Origin of the sequence: Pseudomonas chlororaphis (assembly GCF_001921865.1) — a bacterium.
Lineage (GTDB): Bacteria > Pseudomonadota > Gammaproteobacteria > Pseudomonadales > Pseudomonadaceae > Aquipseudomonas > Aquipseudomonas chlororaphis_D.
This window is the reverse complement of record NZ_MSCT01000010.1, coordinates 458,025-477,376: the sequence shown is the minus strand read 5'-3', so window position 1 is coordinate 477,376 and position 19,352 is coordinate 458,025. Positions and strand designations below refer to the sequence as shown.

Sequence of the window (19,352 nt, the reverse complement as noted above, 5' to 3'; positions counted from 1 at the left end):
GGGCCCTCACTCGGCTTTCTTCAGGTTGATCGTCACCATCGTGGCCATCAGCCAGGCAACGATCACGCTGATGAAATACAAAAGATCGCGCATATCGATCAGGCCTTTGCTGATCGCGCCGAAATGGCTCAACAGGCTCAGCGAGGCAAACAGGTCCAGCAGCCATTGCGGCGCCCAGGGGTTGAGCGCATCCAGCACCAGGGGAAACCCGCAGGCGACAAACAGGAAACACACCATGAAGGACAGGATCAGCGCGATCACCTGGCTCTTGGCCATAGCCGACATGCAGGAGCCGATGGCCAAGTAGGCGCCGGCGAGCAGCCAACTGCCCAGATAGCCGGCCAGGATCGCGCCGTTATCCGGGTTCCCCAGGTAGTTCACGGTCAGCACCATGGGCAGTGTCAGCAGCAGGGTGATACCGGCAACGACCCAGGCCGCGAGAAATTTTCCGACCACCGCCTCGAAGCAGCTCACTGGCAGGGTCATCAGCAGTTCGATGCTGCCGGACTTGCGCTCCTCCGACCACAGGTGCATGGCCAGGGCCGGAAGCAGCAGCAGGTAGAGCCAGGGGTGCACGTCGAAGAACGGCACCAGGTCCGCCTGGTTGCGTTCGTAGAAACTGCCCAGGTAGAAGGTGAAGACGCCCGAAAGCACCAGGAAGATGTCGATGAACACGAAGGCCAGCGGCGTAGCGAAGTAACCGCCCAGTTCGCGTTTGAAAATAACTGGTAGCTGCCTCATGCCGGCTCTCCTCGGGTCAGGGTCTGGAAGACCTCGTCGAGGCGGCCCTGCTCCAGCTCCAGGCGCTTCATCTTCCAGCCGCGCGCGGCGACGAGCGCGTTGACATGGGGAAAAATCACCTCGCCGGGCCGGGCCAGCAGCGTCAGGCTGCCCTCGGCCGGGTTCTCCTCGACGCCCGCCACGCCCGGCAATACCACCAGGGCCAGCAGGTCCAGCGGTTCGTCGGCCTGCAAGGTCACCGCCTGGCGATAGCGTGAGCTGCGTTCCAGTTCATGGGGGGTGGCGTCGGCCAGCAACCGGCCGTTGCTGATGATCAGCGCGCGGTTACACATGGCCGAGACTTCTTCGAGGATGTGGGTCGAGATGATCACGATCTTGTCCTGGCCCAACCCCTGGATCAGTTGGCGGACCTGCTGTTTCTGGTTCGGGTCGAGGCCGTCGGTGGGCTCGTCGAGCACCAGGACCCGAGGGTCGTGCAGGATCGCCTGGCCGAGACCGACGCGACGGGTAAACCCCTTGGACAGGGTCTCGATGCTTTGCCGGCGGACATTGCCCAGCTCCAGCAGGTCGATCACCCGGTCCACCCGTTCGCGCTTCTGCTTGCCGCGATAGCCGCGAATGCTGGCAACGAACTCGAGAAAACCCTGTACCAGCATGTCGCTGTAGCTGGGAGCGCCTTCCGGCAGGTAGCCCATGTGCCGCTGGGCCTGCCGGGTCTGGGTGCGGATGTCGAACCCCAGAATATTCGCGGTGCCGGAGGTCGGCGCAAGAAACCCGGTGAGCATTTTCATCGTGGTGGATTTACCCGCACCGTTCGGCCCGAGAATCCCCAGCACTTCTCCCGGGCCGATATGACAGGACAGATCGTCTACCGCGACCTGCCCGGAAAAAGACTTGGTTAGATTGGATATTTCGATCATGGCGTCCAGGTTCGGCAAAAGGAGTCTGAGGCGAACAATCCGGGACCGTTCAGGCTCAGCAAAAATCGGGATTGGATAGTTTGAACAGAACCAACAGACTGTCTGTGTTGAAATGGGTGCAGCACAATACACGCTAGTCTTTATAGTTAAGACACCGCCCACCAAAACAAGATCAATCCGTATCAATATAAGATTTATCTTATTTCGGCAAAGCAATGCTCTTAAAGCCTTCGATCATAGTTTGCGAGTATTCTACGGCGCATGTTTTTTTTCAAATGAGCCTACTGGGTGATATATGCTCTTACGCACTATCTACATTCAAAACAAAGAACAGGAAATGCTGACTGCCGCCTTGCTCTGCAGCTTCTCCATTCCTGAGTCGGGCCGAAATTTTCTTGCCTACAGCCTGAACGAAAGCATCGACGACCAGAACTTGCGGGTCTATCTCGCCTTGCTGTTCAACGAGGGCGGCAACTACCGGATCGGCGCCCTGGACTCCGACGCCGACAGCCACCTGGCGATCAAGGTGTTCAGCCAGATTCTGCGCGAAGCCGCCACGGGCGAACACCGCGACAGCGACGTGGCCTACCACCTGGTAGACCTGAACAAGAAACCCCTGGCACCCGCAGCGGCCGCGGACCATCGCATGTTGAGCGTCAAGAAGGAGTGGGTGGCCAAGCTGCTGAACTTCCAGTCCTCGGCGCAATATGGCCCGGCGGTCGAGTACTCGCCCATGCTGGTGGTCATCGATGACGACACGCTCAGCGCCGCCATGGCCCAAGGCAGCGAGGCCGAAGCCCCGACGTCACAACAGCAACCGCAGACGCCTCCCGAGGAAGTTCGCTACTCCGATCTGGGCGCCGTCCCCGCCGCCCCCGTGAAGACGCCCCCCGTCGAGCCGCAACACGAAGACTGGCCGTTCCCGGGAACCGACCCGGTGCAGTTCCTGCAGGACATCGAGGCCAGCCTGCTGGAGTTCTCCGGCATCGCCCAGAAGCTTACGCAGCAGAAACAACAAAGCCAGGCGCAGTTGGAAACCCTGGGCTCCAAGGAGCGTCAACTGCAGGAGAAAGAGCAACAGATAGAACAAAAAGAAGAACAACTGCTGAAACTTCAGGAACAACTGCATCAGGCGCAAAAGTCCGACAGTTTGATGCAGGCCCGGCAAGAAGCACGTCAGGCCGAACTAAAAGCCCGCGAGGAAGTCCTGCAAAGAAAGACCACGGAAATGGCCGAACACTTCGAGAAACTCAGTCACGCCAGGGATAACTTCAACAATATCCTGAAAAGTCTCAACGACATCATCCCTCTCGGTGAAAGCGTACTCTCCGAGTAAACTTCGCCACCTGCCAGCCATAACTAACGAATGCTCCTGTTAACGATAAGCTGGAGAGTTTCAGGAGCATTGGTCAACAAAAAACGATTTATTTGTTTTCTGTCGACTTTGTACGCATATAACGATTTTTCACTTTTTCGATATATCCGTCGGCCCGCAGGGCCGCGATGGACCTTGCGAGATCCGCCACGACATCGGCGTTGCACACCTTGGAGCAGGCCAGGTAAAGGTCGTGGCTGACCATGGGCGAACTCATCAGCAGCGGCCGGCTGGACACCCGCTCCCAGATATAGGTGCTTTCCTGCACCCCGTTGAACCAGGCGTCCACCCTACCCTTGAGCAGCAATTGCGCGGGGTTCTCGCCGATTTTGACGGAGTAGATCTGTTCCGGGGCAAAGCCTTTGCTGCGCAGGATCTCTTCCTGGGCACTGCCAAGCCCGACCGCGATGACCTTGAAGCGCTGCCGGGCTTCTTCGAAGCTCGCCACCTTATGTTCGAGGCTGAAAAATGCCCGGTCCATGCGCATGATCGGAGCGATCCAGGTAAAACGGTCTTCCCGTTCCGGTGTGCGGCTGAGCGGCGCGATAAGGATGTTGTCCTGTTCGCTGACGTATTTCTGCGCACGCGCCCAAGGCAGCACCCGCAAGTCGCTCTCGTACCCGGCCTGCTTGATGGCCCGCAAGGCTGTGTCGCCGACGATGCCGTGGCGCTCGCCCTCGCTGGCGATGGTCAGCGGCGGTGCCTCCGGGACCAGCAACTCGAGGGTCACTTGCGCACCAAGCGCAGGAACCGCCGGGATCAGCAGCGACAGAAATAACAGACGGCGAAACCATCTGCCTTGGGCTGGCGTTTTATTAATCACGCAGCACACCTCCTGGTTTTTTATCGTGGCCGAGGACCGTGCCGCGGGCGTTCAGCAAACGCTGATTACCCCTCCCCCTGGCTGCCGACGACGATTGCAGGCAGTGCCCGCCGTCAAAGTAGGCCGGGTAAAGTATAGGCCGGCCAGGATGCCAGGCTCGCCGTTCACGGCCAATCAACCGGACGCTCGATCCGTGTCGGCGAGGCTGCGCAGATCGACGCTGAAGCGACAGCCGTTCGGCTCGCGACTGTCGAGCGTTACCCGCCAATGCTGGTGGCTGCATATGCGTTGCACCAGGGACAGGCCCAACCCCAGCCCTTCGCCTCGTTGTTCGTCGCCGCGGACAAAGGGCTGGAACATCGCATTGCGCTTCTCTTCGGGAATCCCGATGCCGCTGTCTTCGACCACGAAACCCTGTTCGTACAGGCTCAGGCGGATGAACCCATGGTCGGTGTAGTGCCAGGCGTTGCGCAGCAGATTGCCCATGACCGCTTGCACAAAGGTCAGGTTGTAACGGGCCGTCGAGCGCTGTTCGACGCAGTAGAAAAACTCCAGCCCCTTGTCCTTGATCAACCGGCCCCAGACCTCCGTCAGGGCATCCGCCACGTCTTCGAGACAGGTGGTGGGCCCCAGGTGCGACGTACGGTTTTCGGTCCGGGCAAGCATCAGAAAAGTGTCGACCAACTGGCGCATTTCCGCGCTTGCCCGGGCGATGCGTCCGACCTGCGCCTGCGAACGGACGTCGAGCGAGCGGTTATCGAGCAGCAGTTCACAGGAACTGGCCAACACCATCAGCGGCGTGCGCAGTTCGTGGCTGACGTCGCTGGTGAAGAGTTTTTCGCGGCCCAGCGCCGCGCGTAACCGGCCCAGGGTCTGGTCGAACGAGGTTGCCAGTTCACCGACCTCGTCGCTCGTATAGTCCGGCGCCAGCGGCGGTGCCAGCGCCAGCAACTGATCGCGATGGCGCACCTGGCTGGCCAGGCGTACCACCGGCGCCATGACCCGCCGGGCCAGCAACCAGCCAAGAAAAATCGCCAACAGGATGCTCAAGGCAAAGCCCAGCGTCACCACCAGGAACAACACCCGCTCGCGTTGTTTCAGGCTGACCTGGTCGCGCAGCAAGACATAGCGGCGGCCATCGACTACCTGGGTCATGGCGTAATACGGTTGCCCCTCGAACGCCACCTCGCTGAAGCCTTCCGGCAAGGCGTCGAGCGCCGGGGCGAGGTTCAAGTCGGCGGGACCGTCCTCGACGAAGAACAACTCGCTCTTGTCCGGCCGGTGCGTCCACTGTTCGGGGGACTCCATCAGCAGCAAACGGTGCAGGTTGCCGCCGAGGCTGATGGTGGTCAGCTTGCGCTCCACCACATGTACCGTGGCGACTATTCCTACGGCGAAAAAGCCTGCGACAAACGCCGTCATCAAGGCAAAGACCATCACGATCCGCGTACTCAGGCTGTGCTTGTGATCCATGTCCACCCACTGTTCGGTGCAGGATTGCCATTCGGCATCTGCGTTTCCGGGTACCTGGCGCCACGCCAAGACTGCGAGAAAAGATAGACCAGCTCATGTTTCGAGACACACGACTCGATAAGAAAACACAGCGAAATCCGAAAAGTCTGTAGTCCTTGTAGGCCATCTAACCAGAACACCCACCCCTTTAGTCAAACAGCAACTAACGCGGGCAAATAATAATGATTCCCTAAAGAAATACTTGTTGAAATTTTCACATCGATTTCACCTGCCCCGCCCTAGATTCTCGGCAACCTTGACGCTTCATCGTTTTCCTTGAGTTGTTCTTGTGCATCGCGCCGTCCTGGGTGCGACGAATCTTGTCGGCTGCATTTTTTAATCAATGGGTGACCCTGTGGCATTGCACCTTGGAATAAAGCGGTTGGTCATGGCGGGGCTGCTGCTGGCGCTGGTCACCGGCTTCGCCTTGTGGCCCAGGTCGCCGCTGAACCTGAGTTCCGCGAACGACCTGCGGACCTCGGGGGTTCTCGAGCAATGGCAGGCCGGCAACGTGGTGGTGCTGGTGCGCCATGTCGAGCGCTGTGACCGCTCGCCCCATCCGTGCCTGGGGCCGGCCGACGGCATCACCCGCCTCGGCAGCGAAGCGGCCGTGCACCTGGGCGCGGCGTTCAGGGCCCTGGGCATGAGCGACACCGATGTGCTGAGCAGCCCGATCACCCGTACCGCGCAGACCTCGGCCTTTATGTTCGAACAACCGACCGAGGCCCAGGCATGGCTGGCCAGTTGCGGCCAGCCCCTGCGGGACGACGTCGTTGCCCATAAACGCTTGCACCGCAATCTGGTGCTGGTGACCCACAGCGGTTGCATCAGCGATTTTGAACGCCAAACCGGCTTCAAGCATGCGCAGGCCAGCGAATACGGCAGCGCCCTGTTCGTGGCCGTGGGGCAAGCGAAGCAAGTGAAGGTGCTGGGTGTGGTCAACGAGGAAAACTGGCAGTCGCTACTGAACAAGAAACTGTAAGTATTGGCTTACATGATTTGAAGTTTGCAAAGTTTCACTAGTTCGACTAACGCCTTTCGAGAATTAACAAGTTACTTATTTTTCTCAGTACCCCACTGGACTAAAACACGTTTCAAGCTTGAATAGGCATCAGCCCGGCGCCAACTAAGCTCAGGCATCTTTCCGGGCGCACTTAGTAAAAAACCATACATCAACCCTGCTGTCAGGAGTCGAGGGATGCTACGCATCAATGTCCTGTGTTTATCCGGCCAGTCGATCGACGGCCTCCCGCCCACCAGTTGCGCATCCGCTTGCCGGAGTCTTCGTCCATGATCCGACGTTTGGCCCTGCCGTTGATGCTGCTGGCATTCGTGCTGTTCTACCTGCTGCCCCTCACCCTCCACGGCCTGTGGATTCCCGATGAAACCCGCTACGCGCAGATCAGCCAGGAGATGCTGCTCAACGGCAACTGGGTGTCGCCACATTTCATGGGGATCCGTTATTTCGAGAAACCCATTGCCGGTTACTGGATGATCGCCATCGGCCAGGCGATTTTCGGCGACAACCTGTTCGGGGTGCGCATCGCTTCCGCGCTCAGCACCGGCTTGAGTGTGGTCCTGGCGTACCTGATCGCCCGACAGCTGTGGAACGATCCGCGCAAGTCCCTGGCCGCCGCCCTGCTGTACATGAGCTTCGGGCTAATTGCCGGGCAGGCGGGCTACGCCAACCTCGATCCGCAATTCACCCTGTGGGTCAACCTCAGCCTGGTGGCGTTGTGGTTCGCCATCGTTGGCACCACCCTGCGGCAGCGTCTGCTGGCCTGGGCCGTGCTGGGCGTGGCCTGCGGCCTCGGTTTCATGACCAAGGGCTTTCTCGCCTGGTTGCTGCCAGCGTTGATCGCCCTGCCCTACATGATCTGGCAGCGGCGCCTGGGCGAACTGTTGCGTTACGGTCCGCTGGCAGTGCTGGTGGCCGCGGTCGTCAGCCTGCCCTGGGTCCTGATGATCCATGGCCAGGAGCCGGACTTCTGGCGCTTCTTTTTCTGGCACGAACACATCCGCCGGTTCGCCGCCGAAGACGCCCAGCACACCCGCCCCTGGTGGTTCTACCTGCCGCTGTTGCTGGTCTCCAGCCTGCCGTGGGCGGCCTTGCTGCCCTCCGCCCTGACCCAGGCCTGGAAGCAGAAAAACGACGCCGGCATCGGTTTCCTGCTGCTCTGGCTGGTACTGCCGCTGGCATTTTTCAGCTTGTGTCGCGGCAAGCTGCCGACCTACATCATGCCGTGCCTGTTGCCCCTGGCCCTGCTGATGGGCCACACCCTGATCGAGCGTTTGAACCAGGCCCGCGTCGGTGTGATCCGGGTCAATGGCCTGATCAACGTCGCTATCGCGCTGGTCGCGCTGGCGACGCTGATCTACCTGCAATTCACCCGGCCGGTGTATGGGCAGCTGGAGATGTTCAGCCTGTCCCTGGGCTACCTGGTGCTGATGGGCTGGATCATCGCCAACGCCCTGCAAGCGCTGCGGCCGAAGGCGCTCTGGGCGGCGCCCGCACTGGGTATCGGCTTGCTGGTGGCCCTGTTGCCGGCGGCGATGCCGGCCCATGTCGTCGCCAGCAAGATGCCCGATCAGTTCATCGCCGAGCATCAGCAGGAACTGAGCCAGGCCACCCGCTTGCTGAGCAACGACCTGGGCGCCGCTTCCGCGCTGGCCTGGCGCCTCAAGCGGCCGCAGGTGGACCTGTACAACACCGTCGGCGAACTGAAATACGGCATCGCCTATGCCGACTCGGCGCCGCGCCAGGTCACGCTCGAGAGCGTCCAGCAGTGGATGAACGACGCCCGCAAACAGGGTCCGGTCGGGGTGGTGATGCGCGTCAACAATGCCGAGGAAGAACACGAAGTCGAATTACTGCCGCTGGGGGGCAAACGCTATCAGCGCGGCAACCTGACCATTCTGATTTTCCCGCAGATACAACCCTGATTCCCCCGCCCGGTTTCGCCGGCGGTCGCTGCAACGCCCTCTCGACCGGGCGCCCCTGGGGGGTGGCAGCCGGATGCTGGTCGAGGTCGCCAACAAGCTGCCGCCGTACCTGCAAATGCGTCGGCGTCCGGTTGGGGGGATGTAGCGTTGTATGGTCGAAAAGCCGCAAAAGCCCCTCGATCTGTGTATTCAAAGAGCACCGTAAATCAGTTAAAAAATGCCCGCTTTTCGCCAGGGCACGGTGCCCTGGCGGACGAAACTGAACCCGGGCTGTCTGGCTGAAAGATAAACGCCTTCTTGCGCTATTTTTCATATCCGTTTCACATATTTCGGCTTAACCTCGAAACATCCTGAAACGCCAGACAGCAATACGAAGCGTTCTCGCGGGACCGAGATAACGCTTTGATCCATATTTACTTTTCGTTGATCTCGTCTTTACTGATGAACTGCATGGAATGCTGCTCTGGCTCAACTACCTGGACGTATCTTGATGACTGCACCCCCTCCCGCTGCACCTTGACGCTGCCTTCATCCGATGTTGGTTCTCTTCCTTTGAAACGTTTTCCCCCGAGGTCTCAATGAACCAGGCTTTCCTTCCTTTCTCGCGCCCGAGTATTGGCGATGAAGAGATTGCTGCAGTCGAGCAGGTTCTACGTTCCGGCTGGATCACCACCGGACCGAAAAACCAGGAGCTTGAACAACAGTTCGCCGCACGGGTCGGCTGCAAGCACGCGGTGGCGCTGTCGTCGGCCACCGGCGGCATGCACATCGCCCTGCTGGCCCTGGGCATCGGCCCCGGCGACGAGGTCATCACGCCTTCGCAGACCTGGGTTTCCACCGCCAACATGATCTCCCTGCTGGGCGCGACCCCGGTGTTCGTCGATGTCGACCCGCATACCCTGATGACCGATGCCGCCACCGTCGAAGCCGCCATCACCCCGCGTACCAAGGCGATTGTCCCGGTGCACTACGCCGGCGCCGCCTTCGACCTCGATCCGCTGTACGCCCTGGCCGACAAACACGGCATCGCGGTGATCGAAGACGCCGCCCATGCCGCCGGTACCACCTACCGTGGCCGCGCCATTGGCGCCCGAGGCACGGCGATCTTCTCCTTCCATGCGATCAAGAACATGACCTGCGCCGAAGGCGCGATGTTCGTCACCGACGACGAAGCCCTGGCCAACCGGGTGCGCATGCTCAAGTTCCACGGCCTGGGCGTCGATGCCTACGACCGCCTGACCCACGGGCGCAAGCCCCAGGCCGAGGTGATCGAGCCCGGCTTCAAGTACAACCTGGCCGACATCAACGCAGCGATCGCCCTGGTGCAACTGCAACGCCTGGACGCCATCAACCGCCAGCGCGAAGTCCTGGCCAACGCCTACCTGGAGCAACTACGCGACCTGCCGGTGCAACCGCTGCACCTGCCGCAATACCCGCAGCAGCATGCCTGGCACCTGTTCATCCTGCGCATCGACGCCGAGCGTTGCGGCATCGACCGCGACGGTTTCATGAAGGCCCTGCAGGAACAAAACATCGGCAGCGGCATCCACTTCGTTGCCAGCCACCTGCACAGCTACTACCGCCAGCGCTTCCCCAACGTGCGGCTGCCCAACACCGAATGGAACTCGGCACGCCTGTGCTCGATTCCGCTGTTCCCCGACATGACCCTCGACGATGTCGAGCGGGTCGTCGGCGCCATCAAAACCAGTCTGGACCCACGCCTGTGAAACCTTATCCAATCCAGTTCGTGTCGATCGTCATCCCGGTCTACAACGAAGAAGAGAGCCTGCCCGAACTGCTGCGGCGCACGGAAGCGGCGTGCCGCCAGCTCAAGCACGACTTCGAGATTGTCCTGGTGGACGACGGCAGTCGCGACAGCTCGGCACAGCTCCTCGAAGACGCCGCCGGGCGCGAAAACAGCCCGGTGGTCGCGGTGATCCTCAACCGCAACTACGGCCAGCACGCGGCGATCATGGCCGGCTTCGAGCAATGCCGCGGCGACGTGGTGATCACCCTGGACGCCGACCTGCAGAACCCGCCGGAGGAAATCCCGCGCCTGGTGGCCCAGGCTGAGCTGGGCTACGACGTGGTCGGCACCGTGCGCAACAACCGCCAGGATTCCGCCTGGCGCCGCTGGCCGTCGAAGCTGATCAACCTGGCCGTGCAGCGCTCCACCGGCGTCGCCATGAGCGACTACGGCTGCATGCTGCGCGCCTACCGGCGCAGCGTGGTCGACGCCATGCTCGCCTGCCGCGAACGTAGCACCTTCATTCCGATCCTGGCCAACAGCTTCGCCCGCCACACCACCGAGGTGCTGGTGAACCATGCCGAGCGCGAACACGGCGACTCCAAATACAGCCCGATGCGCCTGATCAACCTGATGTTCGACCTGATCACCTGCATGACCACCACGCCGCTGCGCCTGTTGAGCATCATCGGTTTCGGCATGGCCGGCCTCGGCGTGCTGTTCGCCCTGATGCTGATCTTCCTGCGCCTGGTATTCGGCGCCGAATGGGCCGGGGACGGCATGTTCGTGCTGTTCGCCATCCTCTTCGTGTTCACCGGCGGCCAGTTCATCGGCATGGGCCTGCTCGGCGAATACCTGGGCCGCATGTACAGCGATGTGCGCGCCCGTCCGCGTTTCTTCATTGAAAAAATCTTGCGCAGCCAGCCTGCCGTCCCTGCTCCCGTTGTCACCGTCGACGGTCTAACTTCCACTCTCTCCGATCAGGTTTCGCCATGAGTCATAAAGCTGTTGTCTTCGCTTACCACGATATCGGCTGCGCGGGCATCGAAGCCCTGCTCAGCGCGGGTTATGAAATCGCCGCGGTCTTCACCCACGCCGACGATCCGAAGGAAAACACCTTCTACGGTTCCGTGGCCCAGCTCTGCTCGCTCAAGGGCATCCCTGTGCACGCCCCGGAAGACGCCAACCACCCGCTGTGGATCGAGCGCATCGCCAAGCTCGCCCCCGAGTACATTTTCTCCTTCTACTACCGCAACCTGCTGAGCGAAGCCCTGCTGGCCACCGCCAGCAAGGGCGCCTTCAACCTGCACGGTTCGCTGCTGCCGAGCTACCGCGGTCGCGCGCCGGCCAACTGGGTGCTGGTCAACGGCGAAAGCGAAACCGGCGTGACCCTGCACCGCATGGTCAAGCGCCCTGATGCCGGCCCGATCCTGGCCCAGGAACGCGTGGCCATCGAGCGCAGCGACACCGCGCTGAGCCTGCACGGCAAACTGCGCGCCGCCGCCTCCAGCCTGTTGCGCGACACCCTGCCCGCCCTGGCGCAAGGCAAGGTCAGCGAAACCGCCCAGGACGAAGCCAAGGCCAGCTACTTCGGGCGGCGCACCGCCGCCGACGGCAAGCTGCTGTGGAGCCAGCCGGCCGAGCAGTTGTTCAACCTGGTACGCGCGGTGACCAAACCCTACCCGGGCGCCTTCTGCGCGGTGGGCGAGCACAAGCTGATCGTCTGGAACGCCGAAGTGGTCAAGGGCAACCAGGGCCAGGCCCCGGGCCGGGTCATCAGCGTCGACCCGCTGCGCATCGCCTGCGGCGAAGACTCGCTGCAGATCAATGCCGGCCAGCGCAACGACAACGGCCTGTACCTGAGCGGTCCGCAACTGGCCAACGAGCTGGGCCTGGTGGACGGTTCGCTGCTGCGCGGCGCCGAGTCCGGCCGCGCCCCGCGCCGTACCCGGGTACTGATCCTCGGCGTCAACGGCTTTATCGGCAATCACCTGTCCGAGCGCCTGCTGCGTGACGACAAGTACGAAGTCTATGGCCTGGACATCGGTTCCGATGCCATCGAACGCCTGCGCAGCCACCCGAACTTCCACTTCGTGGAAGGCGACATCAGCATTCACTCCGAGTGGATCGAATACCACATCAAGAAATGCGACGTGGTCCTGCCGCTGGTGGCCATCGCCACCCCGATCGAATACACCCGCAACCCGCTGCGCGTATTCGAACTGGACTTCGAAGAGAACCTCAAGCTGGTCCGCTACTGCGTCAAGTACAACAAGCGCGTGATCTTCCCGTCGACCTCCGAGGTCTACGGCATGTGCCAGGACCAGAACTTCGACGAAGACAGTTCCAACCTGATCGTCGGCCCGATCAACAAGCAGCGCTGGATCTACTCGGTGTCCAAGCAGTTGCTGGACCGGGTGATCTGGGCCTACGGCAGCAAAGGCCTGAATTTCACCCTGTTCCGTCCGTTCAACTGGATGGGCCCGCGCCTGGACCGCCTGGATTCGGCGCGTATCGGCAGCTCCCGCGCCATCACCCAGCTGATCCTCAACCTGGTGGAAGGCACGCCGATCCGCCTGTTCGACGGCGGCGAGCAGAAGCGTTGCTTCACCGACATCGCCGACGGCATCGAAGCCCTGGCGCGCATCGTCGACAACGAAAACGACGCGTGCAACGGCCAGATCATCAACATCGGCAACCCGGACAACGAAGCCAGCATCCGCCAGCTGGGCGAAGAGCTGCTGCGCCAGTTCGAGGCGCACCCGCTGCGCGGCAACTTCCCGCCGTTCGCCGGCTTCCGCGACGTCGAGAGCAAGGCGTTCTATGGCGCCGGTTACCAGGACGTGGAACACCGTAAGCCGAGCATCGCCAACGCCAAGCGCCTGCTGGACTGGGAGCCGAGCGTCGAGATGAGCGAGACCATCGGTAACACGCTGGACTTCTTCTTGCGCGAGGCCATGCTCGAAATCGCGGACAAGCACTGATGCAGGCGGGTCTGCGAATCGATGTCGATACCTATCGCGGCACCCGTGAGGGGGTGCCGCGGCTGCTGGAACTGCTCGACGAGGCCGGGATCAAGGCCACCTTCTTCTTCAGCGTCGGCCCGGACAACATGGGGCGCCACTTGTGGCGCCTGATCCGTCCGCAATTTCTCTGGAAGATGTTGCGCTCCAATGCCGCCGGCCTGTACGGCTGGGACATCCTGCTGGCCGGCACCGCCTGGCCGGGCAAGCCGATCGGCCGCGACCTCGGGCACCTGATGCGTCAGGCCCGGGATGCCGGCCATGAGGTCGGCCTGCACGCCTGGGATCACCACGGCTGGCAAGCCAATGCCGGACGCTGGAGCCAGGAGCGCCTGGTCGAGCAGATCCGCCAGGGCGTCGACACCCTAAGCAGCATTCTTGGCCAGCGCATCGACTGTTCGGCCGCGGCCGGCTGGCGCGCCGACGAGCATGTGGTCGAGGCCAAGCAGCGCTTCGGCTTTCGCTACAACAGCGATTGCCGCGGCACGTCGATCTTCCAGCCGCGGCTGGCGGACGGCAGCCTGGGAGCCCCGCAGATTCCGGTGGACCTGCCGACCTTCGACGAGGTGGTCGGCCCGCACGTGGCGGCCGCCGATTTCAATGCATTCATCCTGGACCGGTTCAGCCCCCAAGGGCTGAACGTCTACACCATTCACGCCGAGGTCGAAGGGATTCTGATGGCCAACGATTTTCGTCAGCTGCTGGCGCAAGCCCGTCAGCGCGACATTCATTTCACCCCCCTGGGCGAGCTGTTGCCCGTCTCCTTGCAGAGCCTGCCCCAGGGGCAGGTCGTTCGCGGTGCCCTCGAAGGCCGCGAAGGCTGGCTGGGAGTGCAAGGCGCATGACCAGACGCTGGGCCCTGCCTTTATTGTTGATTGCCTTCGGCCTGTTCTTCCTGCTGCCGATGGCCACCCACGGCCTGTGGATTCCCGATGAAACCCGCTACGCGCAGATCAGCCAGGAAATGCTCCTGACCGGCCACTGGGCCTCGCCGCATTTCATGGGTATCCGTTATTTCGAGAAGCCGGCCGCCGGCTACTGGATGATCGCCCTCGGCCAGGCGGTGTTCGGCCAGAACCTGTTCGGCGTGCGCGTGGCCTCGGCCCTGAGCATGGGCCTGAGCGTGGTACTCGCCTACCTGATGGCCCGACGGCTGTGGAACGACCCGCGCAAGAGCCTGATCAGCGCCCTGCTGTACATGAGTTTCTGCGTGGTGGTCGGCGCCGGCGGTTATGCCAACCTCGATCCGCAGTTCACCTTCTGGGTCAACCTGAGCCTGGTGGCCCTGTGGTTCGCTCTCGACCCGAAGAGTCCGCGCGGCCGCCTGCTGGCCTGGGCCGGGCTCGGCCTGGCCTGCGGCATGGGCTTCATGACCAAGGGTTTTCTCGCCTGGCTGCTGCCGGTGCTGATCGCCCTGCCCTACATGGCCTGGCAGAAGCGTTTGCGCGAGCTGTTCGTCTACGGCGGCGTGGCGGTGCTGGTGGCGATCGTCGTCAGCCTGCCGTGGGCCCTGGCGGTCCATGCCCAGGAACCGGACTACTGGCGGTTCTTCTTCTGGCACGAGCACATCCGGCGTTTTGCCGGTGACGACGCCCAGCACTCGGCCCCCTGGTGGTACTACCTGCCGCTGCTGGTGGCGTTCAGCACGCCGTGGGTGCTGTTGCTGCCCAGCACCTTCAAACAGGCCTGGCAGGCCCGGCGCCAGGCCCAGGTCGGTTTCCTGTTGCTGTGGCTGATCCTGCCGCTGGCGTTCTTCAGCCTGAGCAAGGGCAAGCTGCCGGCCTACATCCTGCCGTGCCTGCTGCCGCTGGCGCTGCTGATGGGCCATACCCTGAGCGATCGGCTGCGCACCGGGCAGACCCGGGCTATCAGCCTCAACGGCGTGCTCAACGCGGTACTGGGCCTGTTGTTGCTGTTGACGCTGGTGTATTTCCAGCTGAAGAAGCCGTTGTATGCCAACGAACCCGGGCACCTGGTGCTGGTGTTCCTCGCCCTGTTCGGCTGGATCGTCAGCAACGTGCTGCAAGCTTTCCGACCGCTGCGCCTGTGGGCCGCGCCGGCGCTTGGCAGTTGGCTGTTCATTGCCCTGCTGCCGGCCGGCCTGCCGAACTCGGTGGTCTACAACAAGACCCCGGATCAATTCATCGTCGATCACGTCGAGGAACTGGCCCGCAGCCATACCCTGGTGAGCAACGACCTGGGCGCCGCCTCGGCCCTGGCCTGGCGGCTCAAGCGCCCGGATATCGCCTTGTACAACACGACCGGCGAAGTGAAATATGGCCTGGCCTATCCTGATACCCAGTATCGCTATATCGATCTGCGCAAGGTCGGCGAGTGGATGCCGCAGGCCCGCAAGCAGGGCCAGGTGGGCGTCGTCATGCGCGTCAACGGCGACGAACATTACGAAATCGACCTGTTGCCGCAGGACTTCAAACGTTATGACCAGGGCAATCTCGTGATCCTGATCTTCCCGCAGAGCCAACCATGAGCCTGTTGCTGCTGCTCGTCGCCTGCGGCCTGACCTGCCTGGGCCAGATCGCCCAGAAGTTTGCCGTGGAAAGCTGGCGCGGCCAGCCCTCGGGCGCGCTCGACAAGCTGCGCTCGCCCTGGCTGTGGCTGGCCCTGGCGAGCCTCGGCGGCGGCTTGCTGGTGTGGCTGCTGGTGCTGCAACGGATGGAAGTCGGCATCGCTTACCCAATGCTCAGCCTGAATTTCGTCTTCATCACCCTGATCGCCCGCTTCGTGTTCCACGAAACCATCGACCGTCGCCACTGGCTGGGCGTGGCCCTGGTGTTGGCCGGGGTCGTGCTGCTGAGTCGCCACGCATGAGCCGGGCCCGCGGATTCATCTTCGCCATGGGCAGCGTGCTGCTGGTCAGCGCCGCCCAGCTGGGCATGCGCTGGAGCATGACCCGCCTGCCGGCGCCCGCGCAGTGGCTGCAAACGCTGTCCGACGGCCAGGTCGACCTGCTCGCGCTGGGCGTCGTGCTGGCGGCGATCCTTGCCTATGGGTTGTCGATGCTCTGCTGGCTGGCCGCCCTGCGCGACCTGCCGCTGGGCCGCGCCTATTCCCTGCTGAGCATCAGCTACGCGCTGGTCTACCTGCTGGCGGCCGGCCTGCCACTGTTCAACGAGCCGTTCACGCTCTCGAAAACCCTCGGGGTGGCCTTGGTCATCCTCGGTGTGATTACCATCAACTCACGACCTGCTCCCGCGACAAGTCCCAGGAATACCCCATGAAAATCAGCGTATTTGGAAGTGGTTACGTCGGCCTCGTACAAGCCGCCGTGCTGGCCGAAGTCGGCCACGATGTCATCTGCATGGACATTGACGAACACAAGGTCCAGCAGCTGCAACAGGGGCACGTCAGTATCTTCGAGCCCGGGCTGGCCAGCCTGGTCAGGGAGAACCTGGAAGGCAAGCGCCTGAGCTTCACCAGCGATGAAAAACTCGCGGTGCAGCATGGCCAGGTCCTGTTCATCGCCGTGGGCACGCCGTCCAGCGAAGACGGCTCGGCCGACCTGCGCTACGTGCTGTCGGTGGGCGACGCGGTGGCCCGTCACCGCGAACAGCCGGTGATCCTGGTGGAGAAATCCACGGTACCGGTGGGAACCGGCGATACCTTGAAGGCGCATATCGAAAAGGCCCTGGACGGGCGCAGCCTGACATTCGATATCGTCTCCAACCCGGAATTCCTCAAGGAAGGCTCGGCGGTTTCCGATTGCCGTCGCCCGGACCGGATCATCGTCGGCTGCGAGCGCGAAGAAGTCCGCGACGTGATGCGCGACCTCTACGCGCCCTTCAACCGCAACCACGACCGCATCATGTTCATGGACCTGCGCAGCGCCGAACTGACCAAATACGCCGCCAACTGCATGCTGGCGACCAAGATCAGCTTCATCAACCAGATCGCCGAGCTGGCCGAACACCTGGGCGCCGACATCGAATCGGTGCGCCTGGGCATCGGCGCCGACTCGCGCATCGGCTACCACTTCATCTACCCGGGCTGCGGTTATGGCGGCTCGTGCTTCCCCAAGGACATGCGCGCGCTGATCCACAGCGCCGAACAGGCCCATTGCTCCAGCGACCTGTTGCAAGCGGTGGAAGCCATCAACGAACGGCAGAAACACAAGCTGTTCGAGCGCATCAACGCCTTCTACAAGGGCGACCTGAAAGGCAAGACCTTCGCCCTCTGGGGCCTGGCCTTCAAACCCAACACCGACGACATGCGCGACGCGCCGAGCCGGGTGCTGCTGGAGTCGCTGTGGGCCGCCGGCGCCAAGGTGCGCGCCTTCGACCCGGAAGCCATGCAGGAAACCCAGCGTCTGTACCCCGACGAGCCGAAACTGATGCTGATGGGCACCCCGGAGTCGGTACTGGCCGATGCCGACGCGCTGATCGTCTGCACCGAGTGGCAGCAGTTCAAGGCGCCGGATTTCCAGCTGCTGCAACAACGCCTCAAGGCCCCGGTGATCTTCGACGGGCGCAACCTGTACGACGCCGAGCGCCTGGCCCGCAGCGGTTTCACCTACTTCCCGATCGGCCGCGGCGAATCGCGCAACCTGCCGATGCCTCACCAACAATGGACCCCTGCTGTGACCGAGGCCTGAATGAACCCGATCGCCGCCTGCGCGACGCCCACGCTGCGCAGGCAATCGTGGGCGCTGGGGCTGCTGGCCCTGCTGCTGTTCTGCGCCGGCGTCTACCAGCAGCCGGTGATCGGCTTCGACTCCAGGTTCGTCCTGTTCGCCCAGGAAATGCTGCGCCATGGGCCGGGGTTCTTTCCCACCACCTATGGCCAACCCTATGCCGACTACAGCAGCGCCTCGACGCTGTTGATCTATCTGTTCTCGCTGCCGTTCGGCCGGGTCACCTGCCTGAGCGCGTGGCTGCCCACGGCCCTGGCCTCGGCCACCATCGTCGGCCTGGTCTATCGGCTGCTGGCGCCCTACTCCCGGACCTGGGCCCTGCTGAGCATCGCCCTGCTGCTCCTGAGCACGACCTTCATCACTGAAACCCGTGCCGTGTCCCTCGACCAGATGCTCGCCGCCGTGGCCCTGGCGGTGTTTTACCTGGGATACGCCCACGACCATTTCGCCGCGCCACGGCGCCTGGGGCTGGTCTTCGCCCTGCTGGCCCTGGGTTTTGCCATTCGCGGTCCGATCGGCCTGGTGATCCCCACCGGCATGCTGGGCAGCTATTACCTGCTGGGCGGCCAATGGCGCCGCCTGCTGGTCTTCGGCTTCTGTGCCCTGGTACTGCTGCTGGCCTGCATCGGCCTGCTGTTGGGGCTGGCGCGGCTCAGCGGCGGCCCGGCCTTTGTCCAGGAAGTGATCCGCATGCAGTTCCTCGGCCGCATGGACGGCAGCGAGGGCAGCAGCGGCCTGTTGTATTACTTCAGCAGTTCCCTGGGCAACTACGCCCTGGCGTACCCGCTGGCGATCCTCGCCTGGATCGGCGTGCTGCTGGCCGGACGCGCCGAACCTGGCCCGGCGCTGAAGCTGCTGCGCCTGTGCACCGCCGCGGGGCTGTTGGTGATGATCGGCCTGTCGATCCCCCAGGCCAAGAAAGCCCGCTACCTGCTGCCGATGCTGCCCATGGCGGCGATTGTCGCGGCCTACCCGTTCCAGGCCCGGCAAGGGCGTGCTCTAGCGTGGTTGCGGGTGGCGATCCAGGGGCTCTGGCTGCTGTTGCCCGGGCTGTTGATCGTCGGGTTGCTGCTGGTACGACGCAAATTCCCCGGGCAACTGACCGACCTGAGCGTACCGCTGGCCATCCTCGGTCTGCTGCAAGTGGCCGCGCTGGTCATGCTGGCCCGACCCCGCCAGCGTGCCGTCGGCCTGGCCTATACCGCCGTCCTGGCGGTGTGGAGCGCCTACATCGGGGTGTTCGAGCCTGTCCAGCGCCAGCTGTACGACACCCAGGCCTTCAGCCTGGCCGCGCAACGCCTGATCAACGAGGCGCCGGCCCCGGTGGTGCTGCACGCCATGGGCAAGGACGCCAAGGCGATCAAGTTCATGGTCAACCTCGACCAGGACCTGCAACCCCTGTTCACCGAACGCCCCGAAGCCCTGGCCGCCCTGAGCGGTCCGGCCTGGGTGGTGATGGACCAGAGCGACCTCGCCGCCTTGAAAGGCACGCCCCTGGCAGCGCTCAAGCCGGTGCTCAGCGGGCGCTTCGACAAGAACGACTACCTGATGCTGCACCTGCCGGGCCCGGCGCAACCCTGAGCGGTTGCCGCGCCTGGGCCTGAATCCTTACACTCGCGC

Annotated in this window: 16 protein-coding genes; 12 read left to right on the top strand and 4 right to left on the bottom strand. The window is 62.9% G+C overall.

The window, feature by feature from the left end:
* Nucleotides 1–6 precede the first annotated feature (6 nt).
* Together BTN82_RS14520 and BTN82_RS14515 are read right to left on the bottom strand one after the other, a co-directional pair.
* Nucleotides 7–741 carry an ABC transporter permease subunit gene (locus BTN82_RS14520; RefSeq protein ID WP_075119804.1) on the bottom strand — a complete coding sequence of 245 codons (735 nt, stop codon included), beginning with the start codon at nt 739–741 and terminating at the stop codon, nt 7–9.
* Nucleotides 738–1,661: an ABC transporter ATP-binding protein gene (locus tag BTN82_RS14515; protein ID WP_075119884.1), complete on the bottom strand. Its 924-nt coding sequence runs from the start codon at nt 1,659–1,661 to the stop codon at nt 738–740. Before BTN82_RS14515 ends, BTN82_RS14520 begins: the two co-directional genes overlap by 4 nt.
* 337 nt (nt 1,662–1,998) lie before the next feature.
* Here BTN82_RS14515 and BTN82_RS14510 point away from each other — a divergent pair, with 337 nt between their 5' ends.
* Nucleotides 1,999–2,997: a V-type proton ATPase subunit E gene (locus BTN82_RS14510; RefSeq protein ID WP_261792971.1), complete on the top strand. Its 999-nt coding sequence runs from the start codon at nt 1,999–2,001 to the stop codon at nt 2,995–2,997.
* Nucleotides 2,998–3,085: 88 nt separating this feature from the next.
* Here the strand turns inward: BTN82_RS14510 and BTN82_RS14505 are convergent, their stop codons facing one another.
* Nucleotides 3,086–3,859 (bottom strand): substrate-binding periplasmic protein, encoded by a 774-nt coding sequence (locus BTN82_RS14505; RefSeq protein ID WP_075119802.1) that lies wholly within the window; start codon nt 3,857–3,859, stop codon nt 3,086–3,088.
* A 174-nt stretch (nt 3,860–4,033) separates the two neighbouring features.
* Nucleotides 4,034–5,332, bottom strand: coding sequence for a sensor histidine kinase (locus BTN82_RS14500; protein ID WP_075119883.1), 1,299 nt, complete (start codon nt 5,330–5,332; stop codon nt 4,034–4,036).
* 427 nt (nt 5,333–5,759) lie between these two features.
* Between BTN82_RS14500 and BTN82_RS14495 the strand changes: the two genes are divergently transcribed.
* The 11 genes from BTN82_RS14495 (at nt 5,760) to BTN82_RS14445 (ending at nt 19,313) form a co-directional block, all read left to right on the top strand.
* The gene (locus BTN82_RS14495; RefSeq protein WP_261792970.1) at nt 5,760–6,353 is read left to right on the top strand and encodes a histidine phosphatase family protein; all 594 of its coding nucleotides are present in this window, start codon (nt 5,760–5,762) and stop codon (nt 6,351–6,353) included.
* A gap of 308 nt (nt 6,354–6,661) precedes the next feature.
* The gene (arnT, locus tag BTN82_RS14490) at nt 6,662–8,314 is read left to right on the top strand and encodes a lipid IV(A) 4-amino-4-deoxy-L-arabinosyltransferase (protein WP_081375468.1); all 1,653 of its coding nucleotides are present in this window, start codon (nt 6,662–6,664) and stop codon (nt 8,312–8,314) included.
* A gap of 578 nt (nt 8,315–8,892) precedes the next feature.
* On the top strand, nt 8,893–10,041 hold the full coding sequence (gene arnB, locus BTN82_RS14485; protein WP_075119800.1) for a UDP-4-amino-4-deoxy-L-arabinose aminotransferase: 1,149 nt from the start codon (nt 8,893–8,895) through the stop codon (nt 10,039–10,041).
* A complete protein-coding gene (gene arnC / locus BTN82_RS14480; protein WP_075119799.1) occupies nt 10,038–11,057 on the top strand; it encodes an undecaprenyl-phosphate 4-deoxy-4-formamido-L-arabinose transferase in 1,020 nt (339 codons plus the stop codon). Before arnB ends, arnC begins: the two co-directional genes overlap by 4 nt.
* Nucleotides 11,054–13,045: a bifunctional UDP-4-amino-4-deoxy-L-arabinose formyltransferase/UDP-glucuronic acid oxidase ArnA gene (gene arnA, locus BTN82_RS14475; protein WP_075119798.1), complete on the top strand. Its 1,992-nt coding sequence runs from the start codon at nt 11,054–11,056 to the stop codon at nt 13,043–13,045. The genes arnC and arnA overlap by 4 nt, the downstream gene beginning before the upstream one ends.
* Entirely contained in the window at nt 13,045–13,929 is an 885-nt protein-coding gene (gene arnD, locus BTN82_RS14470; RefSeq protein WP_075119797.1) for a 4-deoxy-4-formamido-L-arabinose-phosphoundecaprenol deformylase, read from the top strand. The genes arnA and arnD overlap by 1 nt, the downstream gene beginning before the upstream one ends.
* Complete coding sequence (arnT, locus tag BTN82_RS14465; RefSeq protein ID WP_075119796.1) at nt 13,926–15,572, top strand: lipid IV(A) 4-amino-4-deoxy-L-arabinosyltransferase; 1,647 nt, start codon at nt 13,926–13,928, stop codon at nt 15,570–15,572. Before arnD ends, arnT (BTN82_RS14465) begins: the two co-directional genes overlap by 4 nt.
* Nucleotides 15,569–15,913, top strand: coding sequence for a 4-amino-4-deoxy-L-arabinose-phosphoundecaprenol flippase subunit ArnE (gene arnE / locus BTN82_RS14460; protein WP_075119795.1), 345 nt, complete (start codon nt 15,569–15,571; stop codon nt 15,911–15,913). Before arnT (BTN82_RS14465) ends, arnE begins: the two co-directional genes overlap by 4 nt.
* On the top strand, nt 15,910–16,323 hold the full coding sequence (gene arnF / locus BTN82_RS14455) for a 4-amino-4-deoxy-L-arabinose-phosphoundecaprenol flippase subunit ArnF (protein WP_075119794.1): 414 nt from the start codon (nt 15,910–15,912) through the stop codon (nt 16,321–16,323). Before arnE ends, arnF begins: the two co-directional genes overlap by 4 nt.
* Nucleotides 16,320–17,693: a UDP-glucose dehydrogenase family protein gene (locus tag BTN82_RS14450; RefSeq protein WP_075119793.1), complete on the top strand. Its 1,374-nt coding sequence runs from the start codon at nt 16,320–16,322 to the stop codon at nt 17,691–17,693. The genes arnF and BTN82_RS14450 overlap by 4 nt, the downstream gene beginning before the upstream one ends.
* Nucleotides 17,694–19,313 (top strand): ArnT family glycosyltransferase, encoded by a 1,620-nt coding sequence (locus BTN82_RS14445; RefSeq protein WP_075119792.1) that lies wholly within the window; start codon nt 17,694–17,696, stop codon nt 19,311–19,313.
* Nucleotides 19,314–19,352: the final 39 nt, after the last annotated feature.